At 65.1% G+C, this 14382-nt stretch carries 13 protein-coding genes and 1 tRNA gene; 10 read left to right on the top strand and 4 right to left on the bottom strand.

Annotated features, from left to right (window positions below):
- Nucleotides 1-29 precede the first annotated feature (29 nt).
- Nucleotides 30-578: a cupin domain-containing protein gene (locus G467_RS0100665; protein ID WP_022967806.1), complete on the top strand. Its 549-nt coding sequence runs from the start codon at nucleotides 30-32 to the stop codon at nucleotides 576-578.
- Nucleotides 579-652: 74 nt separating this feature from the next.
- Entirely contained in the window at nucleotides 653-2155 is a 1503-nt protein-coding gene (locus G467_RS0100660) for an aldehyde dehydrogenase (protein WP_022967805.1), read from the top strand.
- Here the strand turns inward: G467_RS0100660 and G467_RS14905 are convergent.
- Genes G467_RS14905 through cysS form a run of 3 tightly spaced genes read right to left on the bottom strand, consistent with a single transcriptional unit; the run spans nucleotide 2152 to nucleotide 5750 of the window.
- Nucleotides 2152-3900, bottom strand: coding sequence for a DUF885 family protein (locus G467_RS14905; protein WP_162140737.1), 1749 nt, complete (start codon nucleotides 3898-3900; stop codon nucleotides 2152-2154). The genes G467_RS0100660 and G467_RS14905 overlap by 4 nt on opposite strands.
- A 13-nt stretch (nucleotides 3901-3913) precedes the next feature.
- Nucleotides 3914-4357 (bottom strand): SufE family protein, encoded by a 444-nt coding sequence (locus G467_RS0100650; protein ID WP_022967803.1) that lies wholly within the window; start codon nucleotides 4355-4357, stop codon nucleotides 3914-3916.
- A gap of 22 nt (nucleotides 4358-4379) precedes the next feature.
- Nucleotides 4380-5750, bottom strand: coding sequence for a cysteine--tRNA ligase (gene cysS / locus G467_RS0100645; protein WP_022967802.1), 1371 nt, complete (start codon nucleotides 5748-5750; stop codon nucleotides 4380-4382).
- 178 nt (nucleotides 5751-5928) lie between these two features.
- On the opposite strand from cysS, the gene G467_RS0100640 reads away from it, so the two are divergent.
- From G467_RS0100640 to argH, 8 genes are all read left to right on the top strand, one after another.
- Nucleotides 5929-6474 (top strand): glycine zipper 2TM domain-containing protein, encoded by a 546-nt coding sequence (locus tag G467_RS0100640; protein ID WP_022967801.1) that lies wholly within the window; start codon nucleotides 5929-5931, stop codon nucleotides 6472-6474.
- Between the two features lie 222 nt (nucleotides 6475-6696).
- Nucleotides 6697-7701 (top strand): N-acetylornithine carbamoyltransferase, encoded by a 1005-nt coding sequence (locus G467_RS0100635; RefSeq protein ID WP_022967800.1) that lies wholly within the window; start codon nucleotides 6697-6699, stop codon nucleotides 7699-7701.
- A gap of 66 nt (nucleotides 7702-7767) precedes the next feature.
- Entirely contained in the window at nucleotides 7768-8964 is a 1197-nt protein-coding gene (locus G467_RS0100630) for an argininosuccinate synthase (protein ID WP_022967799.1), read from the top strand.
- A gap of 8 nt (nucleotides 8965-8972) precedes the next feature.
- Nucleotides 8973-10055: an acetylornithine deacetylase gene (locus G467_RS0100625; RefSeq protein WP_022967798.1), complete on the top strand. Its 1083-nt coding sequence runs from the start codon at nucleotides 8973-8975 to the stop codon at nucleotides 10053-10055.
- Between the two features lie 4 nt (nucleotides 10056-10059).
- Complete coding sequence (locus tag G467_RS0100620) at nucleotides 10060-11367, top strand: acetylglutamate kinase (protein ID WP_022967797.1); 1308 nt, start codon at nucleotides 10060-10062, stop codon at nucleotides 11365-11367.
- A 2-nt stretch (nucleotides 11368-11369) separates the two neighbouring features.
- Nucleotides 11370-11984, top strand: a complete 615-nt coding sequence (locus G467_RS0100615) for a GNAT family N-acetyltransferase (RefSeq protein WP_026802219.1) — start codon at nucleotides 11370-11372, stop codon at nucleotides 11982-11984.
- Nucleotides 11981-12925 (top strand): N-acetyl-gamma-glutamyl-phosphate reductase, encoded by a 945-nt coding sequence (argC, locus tag G467_RS0100610; RefSeq protein WP_022967795.1) that lies wholly within the window; start codon nucleotides 11981-11983, stop codon nucleotides 12923-12925. The genes G467_RS0100615 and argC overlap by 4 nt, the downstream gene beginning before the upstream one ends.
- The gene (argH, locus tag G467_RS0100605) at nucleotides 12922-14211 is read left to right on the top strand and encodes an argininosuccinate lyase (protein WP_022967794.1); all 1290 of its coding nucleotides are present in this window, start codon (nucleotides 12922-12924) and stop codon (nucleotides 14209-14211) included. Before argC ends, argH begins: the two co-directional genes overlap by 4 nt.
- A gap of 72 nt (nucleotides 14212-14283) precedes the next feature.
- On the opposite strand, the gene G467_RS0100600 is transcribed toward argH, so the two are convergent.
- Nucleotides 14284-14360 (bottom strand) — tRNA-Pro (locus G467_RS0100600).
- Nucleotides 14361-14382 lie beyond the last annotated feature (22 nt).

Genomic DNA, 14382 nt, shown 5'->3' with positions numbered 1-14382 from the left:
TATTCCGCATCACAAAAATCAGGCTTTCCATGGACATCGGCTCGCGTCTGCAATCGGTACGTACTGGCAAGGGATTGAGCCAGCGCGAGCTCGCCAAACGTGTGGGTGTCACCAACAGCACGATCTCCCTGATCGAGCAGAACAAGGTCAGTCCGTCGGTAAGTTCACTGAAGAAGGTGCTGGACGGCATTCCGATCTCGCTGGCCGACTTCTTCACCTTGGACATGGACAACGACAGCCAGGACGGCCCCTTCTATTCGGCCGACGATCTGCCGGACCTGGGCAACAACGATATCCACTACTTCCTGGTCGGCAAGCGCCGCGGTGCGCGCCAGATGTGCATCCTCCGCGAAGTCATGCCACCGGGCAGCGACACAGGCGAAACCATGCTCGCGCACGATGGCGAGGAAGGCGGCGTGATCGTGCAAGGACAGGTGGAAATCACCGTCGGCGACCGCATCCGCGTGCTGGGTCCGGGCGAAGCCTACTATTTCGAAAGCCGCACGCCGCATCGTTTTCGCAATGTCGGCAGCGAACCCGCGATCCTGGTCAGCGCCAGCACGCCGCCCACCTTCTAACGCTGTTCTCCTTCTCCCGCCGGGAGAGGGCCGGGGTGAGGGCCGCCCCATCGCAACCATCCCCGGAGTCCGCCATGAGCAAGCCCCAATCCCGCGAAGAATGGCAGGCCCGCGCCAACGCGCTGGAAATCCGCAGCCAGGCCTTCATCGACGGCGGCTATGCCGACGCGGCCTCGGGCAAGACCTTCGATTGCATCAGCCCGATCGACGGACGCGTGATCGTGGCGGTCGCCGAATGCGAGTCCGAGGACATCAATCGCGCCGTCGAAGCCGGGCGCCGCGCATTCGACAAGGGCCTGTGGTCGGCAAGCTCGCCCGTGCATCGCAAGCGCACCCTCATCAAGTTCGCCCAGCTGATCGAAGCGCACGGCGAAGAACTCGCCCTGCTCGAATCGCTGGACATGGGCAAGCCGGTCAGCGACGCGCTCCAGGTCGACGTCGCCGCGACCGTGCGCTGCATGAACTGGACCGGCGAAGCAATCGACAAGGTCTACGATGAAATCGCGCCGACCGGCCGCGACGAGCTCGGTCTGGTCACGCGCGAGCCGTTGGGAGTGATCGGCGCGATCGTGCCGTGGAATTTCCCGATGCTCATGGCGGCATGGAAGATCGCGCCGGCGTTGGCGATGGGCAATTCGGTCGTACTCAAGCCGTCGGAAAAATCCCCGCTGACCGCGATCCGACTGGCTGAGCTGGCGATGGAGGCGGGTATTCCACCGGGCGTGTTCAACGTCGTGCCTGGCTTCGGCAAGGGTGCCGGCGAGCCGCTGGCGCTGCACATGGATGTCGACGGCCTGGTTTTTACGGGCTCGACGGCGGTCGGCAAGTTCCTGCTCGAATGCGCCGGTCGCTCGAACATGAAGCGGGCGTACATGGAATGCGGCGGCAAGAGCCCGAACATCGTATTCGCCGACGCGCCTGACCTGAAGTCCGCGGCCGTCGCGGCGGCGAGCGGCATTTTCTATAACCAGGGCGAGGTGTGCACGGCGGCGTCGCGATTGCTGGTGGAGCGTTCGATCAAGGACGAATTCCTGGCCATGGTCGTGGAAGCGGGCAAGCGCATGCAGCCCAAGCATCCTTTCGAACCGGGTGCGCCTATGGGCGCCATGGTCGACGAAGGCCAGATGAAGCGCGTGCTCGGCTACATCGACAAAGGTCAGGCCGAAGGCGCCAGGCTGGCCCTGGGTGGCCGTCGCGTGCTGCAGGAAAGCGGCGGCTACTACATCGAGCCGACGATCTTCGACGAGGTCGCGCACGAGATGACGATCTCGCGGGAGGAGATCTTCGGGCCGGTGCTGGCAGCAATCAGTTTCGACAGCGAAGACGAGGCCCTGCGCATCGCCAACGATTCGCCTTACGGGCTGGCCGCGGGCGTCTGGACCAACGATCTGTCGCGCGCGCACCGCGTCGCGCGCAAACTGCGTGCGGGCAGCGTCTGGGTCAACTATTGGGACGGCGGCGACATGACCGCGCCGTTCGGCGGCTACAAGCAATCAGGCAACGGGCGTGACAAATCCCTGCACGCCTTCGACAAATACACCGAGCTCAAGTCGACCTGGATCAACCTCAAGCCCTAGAGGTTTTCGTAGAACTTCCACTCCGCCGGCAGGTCGGCTTTTGGCGCTTCGCCGCGCAGTCGCGAGCGCACCACCGACACCGGCATCGGACCGCCCATGAGGATGGCGTCGTGGAACTGCCGGTCGCTCATCTTTCCGGACTCGACCAGTTCACGATGCAGGGCGCGGAACTGCAGACCGCCGAGCATGTACGCCGCCTGATACAGCGGACCGTAGTCGCCGGCAAAGCTGCGCCGCACTTCTGCGGCCGCGTTCTCGCGTTCGTGGCCCACGCGCGTCACCAGCAGATCGACCGCCTGCTGCGGCGTCATCTTGCCCATGTGGAACGACAGCGAGAACAGGATGCGTGCGGCGCGATGGCTGCGCCAGAACAGCATGCCGAGCTTTTCTTCGGGCGACTTGGCGAAGCCGCGATCGTATAGCTGGAACTCCCAGTACAGGGCCCAACCCTCGGTCCAGAACGGCGTATCGAACAGCTGGCGCTGCGGCTGGTAGCGCTGGTTGTAGAAATACTGCAGGTGGTGACCGGGGATGAGCTCGTGATGCACGACCGCGCGCGAGAAATAACGGTTGTTGCCGCGCATCGTCATCAGCCGCTTGTCCTGCGGCATCGAGTCGGTCGGATACGCGACCCAGACATCTTCGCCGCCGAGAAAAAACGGCGCCTGCAACTGGTACTCGGGCGTGAGCATGGTCATGCGCCAGTCGCGTTTGGCCAACTCGGGCACGGTGACCAGATCGTTGCGCGTCACATAGTCGATCGCCTCGTCGGCGAGTTGCACGACCAGTTTCGGCTGCTCGCCCAGTGGCGGGCTGTCGAGCTTGATCTTCTCCAGCGCCTGATGCCAGTCGCTGTAGCCCATGTCCTTGGCCGCCTTGCTCATCTCACCCTGGCACCAGGCGAGTTCGCGTTCGGCGAGCGTGATGATCTGCTCGGGCGTGTACGGGATCATCTCGTGTTGCAATCCCGCTTCCAGCGCATCGCGGCCGATCGGGTCGCCGATGATGGTCTCGGGATCGGACGCGCCTGCGAGCTTGTCGCGCAGCAGTTTGGCGTAGCTTTCCATCTGCCGGTCGAGGGCCTCGTAAGGTTGCTTGTTCCACCAGCTGAATTCCGGATCGTAGCCGTTGTAGAACGTGTACCAATCCTTGAGATCTTCGCGCACGCCGTCGAGCAGGCGCGCGGCACGGTACGCGACGATCGGGCTCTGCACGGGCGCGGACTTGGCATCATGGTCGATGCGCGACTGCAGGTCGGCCAAGGTCTTGCGTGCGGCATCCAGGGTGGCCGCGCTGTGCCGGGCGTCGGCGTACTGCAGGGCGCGGCGCGCCTCGGCAAGCGCGATCAGCGTGTCCACCTTGGGCAGCAGCGGGGCCGCCTGGTCGTAGCGGCGGCGTTCGAAATCCAGTTGCTGCAAGCGGTAGTTCAATTCGCGCTGGAGCAGGGCGAAGTCGATCTGGTCCTCGAGCGCCAGCGTCGCATAGTCGAATTCGCGCAGGCGAAGCTGCCAGCCCTGATAAAACGAGCGCAATGCGGCTTCCCGTTGCGGGCCCGCGGTGACGTCGTGCGTGTGCTCGACACTGGCGAGGTCGGCTTCGAAGCGCAGCAACACCGGTGCCAGTCGCTGCGCATTGACCGGCATCGCGGCGAGGGAGGGCACGGCGATCGGGTTGTCGGCGGCGGCGATCGGACCGGCAAGCGCCGCTCCCAGGCAAAACGTCAACAGACGGGGAGCAAGGCGCATCATGGAACTCCGGTCAGGCGGGCAGGTGCTGCCGCGCGGTGTGCTGGATGAATTGCAGCAAGGATGCCAGGCCGTTGCTGCGGGTGGGCGAAAGATGTTTGGCCAGGCCGATGTCGGCGATGTAGTCGGGCGTCGTCGCGAGGATTTCCGCGGCGCTGCGTCCGGAATACACGCGCAGGGCAAGGTAGATCAGTCCCGAGACGATCGTCGAATCGCTGATCGCGTGGAAAACGAGCTTGCCGGCATCGCCTTCGGGCACGATCCAGACCATCGACTGGCAACCGAGCAGGCGATTGGCTTCGATCTTCCATTCGTCGGGCAGTGCGGGCAAGCGTTTGCCCAGGTCGATCAGGTACTGGTAGCGCTCGGACCAGTCGCCGAAGAACGCGAACTCCTCCGCGATGGCGCGCTGCGCCTCGGCCGCGGTGGCTTCGGTGGGGAAGGGGCTGGACATCATGGGCTGCGTCGGCGCAACGACATCACGCGCGGCGCCAACGGACGCCCGCGGCGGTGTCCTCGATCAGCACGCCTTCGTCGGCCAGCTGTTTGCGGATGGCGTCCGCACGCGCGAAGTCGCGCGATTGCTTGGCGAGATTGCGCTCGTCGACCAGGGCCTGGATGCGCGCTTCGTCACCCTCGGCGCTGCCGCGCGAGAACCATGCGGCGGGATCCTGCTGCAGCAAGCCGAGGATTTCACCGGCAGCCAGAAGCTCGCCTTTCAGCCGTCGCTGCGCCTCGCGCGTGTCGGCCTTGCGGGCTTCGCCGGCGATCCGGGAAATTTCGGCCAGCGCCGCCGGTGTGTTGAGGTCGTCGCACAGGGCTTCTTCGACGCTGGCGGGCAGGGCGACCGTGTCGGCCGTCACCGAAGCCAGGTCGCGCAAGGTGCCGTACAGGCGATCGAGCGTGCGGATCGCCTGCTCGAGCGTGGCATCGGACCAGTCCAGCGGCTGCCGGTAATGCGCGGAGAGCAGGGCCAGACGTACGGCTTCCGCGGGTTGTTGCGCCAGCAGCTCGTGCAGGACGCTGACATTGCCCAGCGACTTGGACATCTTCGCGCCGCCGAAATTGAGCATGCCGTTGTGCACCCAGAAGCGTGCGAACACCTTGCCGCCATGGGCGCAGGTGCTTTGCGCGACTTCGTTCTCGTGATGCGGGAACTGCAGGTCGACGCCGCCGGCATGAATGTCGATGGTCTCGCCCAGGTGGGCCGCTGCCATCGCCGAGCACTCGATGTGCCAGCCCGGTCGGCCGACGCCCCAGGGCGAATCCCAGCCCGGCAAATCGGGCGTGGACGGCTTCCAGAGCACGAAATCGCCGGCGTCCTTCTTGTACGGCGCCACTTCGACGCGCGCGCCGGCGAGCATGTCTTCGGTCGAACGACGAGAAAGCTCGCCATAGGCCGCGAAACTTCCCACCGAAAACAGCACATGACCTTCGGCGACGTAGGCGTGGCCGCGCGCGATGAGCTGCTCGATCATCGCGATGATCTGACCGATGTGCGCGGTCGCGTGCGGCTCCACATCCGGCGGCACGATGCCCAGCTTCGCCATGTCCTCGCGATAGATCGCGGTGAACTTGTCGGTGATCGTGGCGATCGGCACGCCCAGTTCCTGCGCCGCGGTATTGATCTTGTCGTCGACGTCGGTAATGTTGCGGGCGAAGACCAGCTTGGGATGACGACGACGCAGCATCTTGGCCAGCACGTCGAACACGACCGGTCCGCGGGCATTGCCCACGTGCACGTAGTTGTAGACGGTGGGCCCGCACAGGTACATCGTCACGCGCTCGGGATCGAGCGGTTCGAAGGTTTGCAGGCGGCGATGAAGATTGTTGTAGAGGCGCAGTTCCATGTCGGCAGTTTAGCAAGGCTTGCCTTGCCCTTAACGGAAATCTTGGGTTCGGGTTCAGTGAGGGGGTGCTTGAATCCAGTGCATGCCGCTGCGCTACCCGAAGGGAAACGGGACGCACCGCCGATGGGCCCTGGAACCTGATCACATTTGCCCGGCCCCAGATTCAGGAGAGAAATCCATGGAACGCTTGTTTGCCCGTGTCGCCGTCCTGGTCCTGCTGGCCGGATCGTCGGGTATGGCCGCGGCGCAGTCGCAAGGGCAGGGCCGCGGTCCCGACGAGAACGTGACCTACGGCTATGCGCAGGTCCTGCGCGCACGTCCGGCGTTCGAGACCTTCCGCATCCGCACGCCGGAACAACGGTGCGAGGGGCAAGCCGTTCGCGATGGCGGCAACCCGACTGGCGGCACGGTCGCCGGTGCGGTGGTCGGCGGCGCCTTGGGCAATCAGGTCGGCAAGGGCGATGGCCGCAAGGCCGCGACGGTCGCCGGCGCCGTGGCCGGCGCGGTGATCGGCCGCAACATCGACCGCAACAACGGCTCGGCCAGCAGCGGCCGCTGCCGCACGGTCGAGGTCGAGCGGGAGGAGCGGCGCGTCGTCGGCTACGACGTGGAATACGTGTACAAGGGCGAAAAATACATGTCGCGACTGCCCTACGACCCCGGAAACCGCCTGCGGGTGCGGGTCTCGGTCACGCCCGAAATCTCGTCGATCGGTTACCGCTGAGTTGCGGCTCTAACCGAAGGCTGCAATACTTCGTCCCCAATGAAGACCCTCCTGGCCAACGCCGACGTCCTGACCTCTGCCTACATGGCGGCAGGCATGACCTCGCGCGCTCGCCGACCGGAACCCCACACGCCAGCTGGGTAACCGGACGTCATCACGCGTACACCGGAAAAGCCCAGCCTCGCGCTGGGCTTTTTTGCTTTCTATCCTCAGGAATTCCCAATGAAGCACTTCCTCAACACCCAGGACTGGTCCCGCTCCGAGCTCGACGCGCTGCTGGCGCAGGCCGCGGCGTTCAAGCGCAGCAAGGCCGGCGATCAGCTCAAGGGCAAGAGCATCGCCCTGGTGTTCTTCAATCCGTCGCTGCGGACGCGCACGAGTTTCGAGCTCGGCGCGTTCCAGCTCGGTGGCCATGCGGTCGTGCTGCAGCCGGGCAAGGATGCCTGGCCGATCGAGTTCAAGCTCGGTTCGGTCATGGATGGCGAGACCGAGGAACATATCGCCGAGGTCGCCCGGGTGCTGTCGCGCTACGTGGACCTGATCGCCGTGCGCGCGTTTCCGAAATTCCAGGACTGGTCGTTTGATCGCGAGGACCAGGTGCTGCGTGGTTTCGCGAAATATTCGACGGTGCCGGTCATCAATCTCGAGACCATCACCCATCCTTGCCAGGAGCTCGCGCACATCCTCGCCTTGCAGGAAAAATTTGGCACGAGCGATCTGCGCGGCAAGAAATACGTGCTCACGTGGACCTATCATCCGAAGGCCCTGAACACCGCCGTGGCGAATTCGGCGCTGACCATCGCCACGCGGATGGGCATGGACGTGACCCTGCTGTGCCCGACGCCCGACTACATCCTCGACGAACGCTACATGGGCTGGGCGGAACAGAACGTCGCCGAAAGCGGCGGCTCGCTGCAGGTCAGCCACGATATTGCGAGCGCCTACGCCGGCGCCGACGTCGTCTACGCCAAGAGCTGGGGCGCGCTGCCGTATTTCGGCAACTGGGAGCAGGAAAAGCCGATCCGCGACCAGTACAAACACTTCATCGTCGACGAAGCCAAGATGGCTCTCACCAACAGCGGCGTCTTCAGCCATTGCCTGCCGCTGCGAAGGAATATCAAGGCGACCGACGCCGTCATGGATTCGCCGGCCTGTATCGCCATCGAGGAAGCGGAGAACCGCCTGCATGTGCAGAAGGCGATCATGGCGGCATTGGCCAATCAGTAGTGCTGCATGCCCTCACCCTAACCCTCTCCCGCAGGCGGGCGAGGGGACTCTTCAGGAAATGTTGAAATGACCGACAAGAAAGACATCGTCCTCGCCTTCTCCGGCGGCCTCGACACCAGCTTCTGCGTGCCTTACCTGCAGGAACGCGGGTATGCCGTGCATACGGTGTTCGCCGACACCGGCGGCGTCGATGCCGAGGAGCGCGCTTTCATCGAGCAGCGGGCCGCAGAGCTGGGCGTCGCCTCGCACGTGACCGTCGACGGCGGGCCGGCGATCTGGGCCGGTTTCGTCAAGCCCTTCGTCTGGGCGGGCGAGGGCTACCAGGGGCAGTATCCCTTGCTGGTGTCGGATCGCTATCTCATCGTCGAAGCGGCGATCGCACGCTGCCGGGAACTGGGAACGAAGCTCATCGCGCACGGCTGCACCGGCATGGGCAACGACCAGGTGCGCTTCGATCTCGCCGTCAAGGCGCTCGGCGACTACACGATCGTCGCGCCGATCCGCGAAATCCAGAAGGAACACACGCAGACGCGCGCCTACGAGCAGCAATACCTCGAAGAACGCGGTTTCGGCGTGCGCGCCAAGCAGAAGGCCTACACGATCAACGAGAACCTGCTCGGCCTGACCATGTCCGGCGGCGAGATCGATCGTTGGCAGGCGCCGGGCGAGGGGGCACGCGGCTGGTGCGCGCCGCGTGCCGAGTGGCCGACGCAAGCCTTGCAGGTGAAGATCGGTTTCGAGAACGGCGAAGCGGTATCGCTCGATGGCGAGCGCCTGCCCGGTCATCTCATGCTGGCCAGACTCAATCAGCTGTTCGCCCGCTACGGCGTAGGCCGCGGCATGTATACCGGCGATACGACGATCGGTCTCAAGGGCCGCATCATTTTCGAGGCGCCGGGTCTGGTCTCGCTGCTCGCGGCGCATCGCGCGCTCGAGGAAACCGTGCTGACCAAGGCACAGAACCGCTTCAAGCCCGCCGTCGCCAAGCAGTGGGTCGAGCTGGTCTATGAAGGCTTCTACCACGATCCGTTGAAGTCAGATCTGGAAGCCTTCCTGGCCTCCAGCCAGCGCAAGGTCAATGGCGAAGTCACGCTGGAATCGCAGGGCGGCAGCGTCCAGGCCGTCGCTGTGTCGTCGCCGCATATTCTCAATGCCAAGGGCGCGACCTATGCGCAATCGGCAGACTGGGGCGTGGCGGAGGCGGAAGGTTTCATCCGCCTGTACGGCATGAGCAGCACCTTGTGGGCCGAGGTCAACCGGTAAGGAATGTCATGTTGAACCCTGTCCTCAAGCACCTCGAAGCCCTCGTCGGATTCGACACCCGCAATCCGCCGCGCGCGATCGGCACCGGCGGTATTTTCGACTATCTGCGCGCCAGCCTGCCGGGCTTCCGCATCGACGTGGTCGACTACGGCGCCGGCGCCGTGTCCCTGCTGGCCGTGCGGGGGGACTCACCGAGGCTGTTCAACGTGCATCTGGACACCGTGCCGAGTTCGCCGGCGTGGACGGCGGATCCGCTGAAATTGCGGGTGACGGGCGATCGTGCGATCGGCCTGGGCGCCTGCGACATCAAAGGGGCCGCGGCCTGCCTGCTCGCCGCGGCGGAAGCGACGACGGGTCCGGCGGCCTTCCTGTTCAGTACGGACGAAGAGGCCAACGACGCGCGCTGCATTCCTGGGTTCCTCAAGACCGATCATGGCTTTCGTGAGGTTATCGTGGCCGAGCCGACGATGGCCGAAGCGGTGCTCGCCCATCGCGGCATCGTTTCCGTGCGCATGGCGTTCAAGGGCCAGGCCGGTCACGCATCGAACGCGAATGCGATGGAGCTGAGCGCCCTGCATCAGGCGATGCGTTGGGGTGGCATGGCGCTCGATCATGTCGGCGCGCTGTCGCATCAGCGTTTCGGCGGACTGACCGGTCTGCGTTTCAATATCGGTCGCGTCGAAGGCGGCATCAAGGCGAACATGATCGCGCCCTCGGCCGAGGTTCGCTTCGGCTTCCGGCCGCTGCCATCGCAGGATTTCGAAACCCTGCACGCGAATTTTCGCGGCTTCGCCGACCTGGCCGCGCTGGCCGAGTACGAGGAAACCTTCCGGGGTCCGCCCTTGCCCTCGGGCGATGTGGCGAACGCGGAAAACCGTCGCCTCGAGGCCCGCGACCTCGCCGATTCGCTTGGCCTGCCGATTGGCAACGCCGTCGACTTCTGGACCGAGGCTTCGCTGTTTTCTGCCGCTGGCCTGACCGCGCTTGTCTATGGCCCGGGCGACATCGCGCAAGCGCATTCCGCCGACGAGTGGGTCGCGCTCGACCAGCTCGCCGCCGTGGCGGCCACCTATCAACGCATTTTCGGCTGATGCCATGAACGACACCCGCACCACCATCGTCCGGCTGCTCTCCAACATGGCCAGTGCCAAGGAGATCCAGCAATACCTCAAGCGCTTCTCGCAGCTGGACGCCGCGCGCTTCGCCGTGGTCAAGGTCGGCGGCGCGATCCTGCGCGACGAGCTCGACGCGCTGGTGTCCTCGCTTGGGTTCCTGCAGCAGGTCGGTCTGACGCCGATCGTCGTGCACGGCGCCGGCCCGCAGCTCGACGAGGAAATGCAGGCTGCCGGCATCGAGAAACAGGTCGCCGACGGCCTGCGCGTCACTTCGCCCGAAGGCCTGGCGGTCGTGCGCCGCGTATTCCAGCAGCAGAACCGTCGTCTCGTTGACGCCCTCGTTGAAGATGGCGTGCGCGCGACCTCGGTCATCGGCGGCGTGTTCGAATCGGTGTTTCTCAATCGCAAGAAATACGGACTGGTCGGGAAGGTCAATGCCGTGCATACCGAAGCCATCCACGCCGCGATCAAGAACGGGTCCATCCCGGTCATCGCGTCCATGGGCGAAACCGCGAGCGGGCAGATCCTCAATATCAATGCCGACTGGGCCGCGAACGACCTGGTCAAGGAGCTGCAGCCCTACAAGATCGTGTTCCTGACCGGTACCGGCGGCCTGCTCGATGGCGACGGCCGCCTCATCGACTCGATCAACCTCAGCACCGAATACGAGGAACTGATGCAGCAGGACTGGCTGCATTCGGGCATGCGCGTGAAGATCGAACAGATCCACGATCTGCTGATGGCGTTGCCGCCGTCGTCGTCGGTGTCGATCACCAAGCCCGACGAGCTGGCGAAGGAATTGTTTACCCACCGCGGCTCCGGCACCCTCGTGCGTCGTGGCGAGAAGATCCTGTGCGCGACGGACTGGTCGCAGGTGGATCGCGATCGCCTGCAAACCCTGGTCGAGTCCGGATTCGGGCGCAAGCTCAAGCTCGACTATTTCGAGACCACCCAGCCCTATCGCATCTACTACAGCGAGCACTACCGCGCCGCGCTGATCCTCACGCTGGAGGAGGGTATTCCTCACCTGGACAAGTTCGCGGTCAGCGAGGATGCCCAGGGCGAAGGCCTCGGTCGCGCCGCCTGGCAGGTCATGCGCCACGAGGTCGAGCGTCTGTTCTGGCGCTCGCGCGCCGACAATGCCATCAACGATTTCTATTTCGATGAAGCCGATGGCTGCCACAAAGGCGAGAAGTGGAATGTATTCTGGTACGGACTGGAATCGTTCGACGACATCCGCTTCGCTGTCGACCATTGCCGGGCGCGCCCGGCCACGCTGAAGGGCTGACGATGACTGCAGGCAATTCCCCCTGGGTGAAGCCGGTGACCTTGGCCGGTCAGCATGTCCGCCTTGAGCCGCTTGCGCTCGAGCATGTCGAGACGCTTGGCGTGGCGGCGACCGACGGCGACCTCTGGAAGCTCTGGTACACCGCCGTGCCGTCGCCCGACAAGGCGCAGACCTATGTCGAAACCGCGCTTGCACAGCGCGAGCTCGGCAAGGCGATGGCCTTCGTGGTCAAGGACGCGCAGGGTGCGGTCGTCGGCTCGACCCGCTACGGCAATATCGACGCCGACAACCGTCGCGTCGAGATCGGCTGGACCTGGTACGCGGCGAGCGTGCAGCGCACGGCGCTCAATACCGAGGCCAAACTGCTGCTGCTCGCGCATGCGTTCGAGACGCTGGGGGCGATCGCCGTGGAGTTCCGCACGAGCTGGTTCAATCATCGCTCGCGCAACGCCATCGCCCGTCTCGGTGCCAAACAGGACGGCGTGCTGCGCAATCACATGATCATGCCCGACGGCACCCGCCGAGACACCGTGGTGTTCTCGATCCTCGATTCGGAATGGCCGGCCGTGCGCAAGCATCTGCAATACAAGCTCGACGAACCGGCGACGCCGGCATGAGCCTGCGCATCGGCCTTGTCGGCGCGCGGGGGTATGTCGGCAGCGAGCTGATCCGGCTCATCGGCGCACATCCGCAATTCGAGCTCGCCTTCGTGTCTTCGCGCGAACGCGTGGGCCAGCGCCTTGCCGAGCATGAGGACGGGTATTCGGGCGATATGAGCTATGTCTCGTTCGGACCGCAGGACGCTGCGGCCGCCGATGCCGATGCCCTCGTGCTCGCCCTGCCAAACGGCAAGGCCGCCGAATTCGCCGAGGCCACGGCGCTCGCCGCACCGAACACCGTGCTGCTCGACCTGTCGGCCGACTATCGGTTCGACGACGACTGGTACTACGGCTTGCCCGAACTGACCCGCGCGCAGGCGCCCGGTCACCGACGCATCAGCAACCCCGGCTGCTATGCCACGGCGATGCAGCTGGCGATCGCGCCGATGCTGGCGCAGCTCGCGGGGCCGGCCCAGTGTTTCGGCGTGTCCGGCTATTCGGGCGCGGGCACGGCCACGTCGGACAAGAACGATCCGGAAAAACTGCGCGACAACCTCATGCCCTATGCCCTGACCGGACATGTGCATGAGCGCGAGGTCAGCCGGCAGTTGCGGCATCCGGTCGAATTCATGCCGCATGTCGCCGCGCATTTTCGCGGCATCACGATGACCGTGAACCTGCATCTGTCGCAGACGACGACGCGCGAGACGGTCCTGGCTTGGTATCGCGAGTTCTATGCATCCGAACCGCTCGTGCGCGTACTCGAGGAGGCGCCCTGGGTGAGCCGCATCGCGGGACGCCATCACGTCGACATCGGCGGGTTCACGCTGTCCGAGGACGGCCAGCGCCTGGTCGTGGTGGCGACGCTGGACAATCTGCTCAAGGGCGCGGCGACGCAGGCGCTGCAGAATCTCAACCTGGCCTTCGGGCTGCCGGAACTGACGGGGATATCACCATGAGCGACCTGCTCTGGCAGAAGGACGGCGTGCGCGTGGACGCCCAGATCATGGCCTTCCTGGCCGGCAGCGACGTGCTGCTCGATCGCGAACTGCTGCCTTACGACATCGAGGCGAGCAAGGCGCATGCCGAAGGACTGGGACGCATCGGGCTGCTTTCCGCGCAGGAAACCGCCGACCTGCTGCGCGAACTCGATGTCCTGGCGGCGGATGTTGCCGACGGCCGATTCGTGCTCGACGACCGCTACGAAGACGGACATTCTGCGATCGAAGCGCGCCTGACCGAGCGCCTGGGCGACACCGGCCGCAAGATCCACACCGGTCGCAGCCGCAACGACCAGGTGCTGGTGGCCTCGCGGCTGTGGCTGAAGAATCGTTTGCAGCAGGTGCACGCGATCTGCCGCGACATCGCGGCGGTGTGCCTGGCTCGCGCGGATTCCGATCCGGCCCTGCCGATGCCGGGCTACACGCATCTGCAGCGCGCGATGGTGTCCTCGACCGCGATGTGGCAGGCCGGTTACGCCGAAGCCTTCATCGACAATGCCCTGCGCGCGCGCCAGGCGCTGGACTGGATCGACGCCAATCCCTTGGGTACGGCCGCCGGTTATGGCGTGAGCCTGCCGCTCGATCGCGAACACACGACGCAGGCGCTGGGTTTCGCGCGCGTGCAGCTCAATCCGATCTACGCCCAGCTCTCGCGCGGCAAGTTCGAGATCGCGGCGATCGACGCCCTCGGTGCGGCGATGCTCGACCTGCGTCGTCTGGCCTGGGACCTGTCCCTGTTCACGACCGGGGAATTCGGTTTCGTCGGACTGCCTGCCGAATACACCACCGGCAGTTCATTGATGCCCAACAAGCGCAATCCCGATGTCGTTGAGCTCCTGCGTGCGAGCTACGCGCCCGTGGCCGCCGCGCGCAGCGAGATCGAACACCTGTTGTCGCTGCCCTCGGGCTATCACCGCGATCTGCAGTACAGCAAAGGCTCGCTGATCCACGCGTTCGGCCACGGCCTGGCGGCGTTGGCCCTGGTGCCGCCCTTGCTGGCCCGCATGGAATGGCGCGCCGACAAGATGCGCGCGGCGATCGACGACGGCATGTACGCGACCGATCGTGCGATCGAGCTGGCGGGGCAGGGCCTGCCCTTCCGCGAGGCCTACAAGCAGGCGGCTGAACAGCCGTTGCCGCAGCACGGTGCCGATCCCGAAGCCAGCCTGGCCGCGCGGGTCTCGCCCGGTGCCGCGGCCGCGTTGGGTTTGGAGATGCTCAAGTCGCGCCTGTCCGACCTGTAGGTCCGGCGCGTCGGGGACGCGAGGGTCGCGCCAACAAAAAAGCCGCCCAAGGGCGGCTTTTTGTCGAATTATTGGTCGGGGAGACAGGATTCGAACCTGCGACTTCTACGTCCCGAACGTAGCGCTCTACCAGGCTGAGCTACACCCCGAGGGAAGCCGCGTATTGTAAGG

It is taken from the genome of Arenimonas oryziterrae DSM 21050 = YC6267, assembly GCF_000420545.1.
Taxonomy (GTDB): domain Bacteria; phylum Pseudomonadota; class Gammaproteobacteria; order Xanthomonadales; family Xanthomonadaceae; genus Arenimonas; species Arenimonas oryziterrae.
Note: the sequence above shows the minus strand (reverse complement) of the source record. Positions and strands in the feature narration are given on the sequence as shown.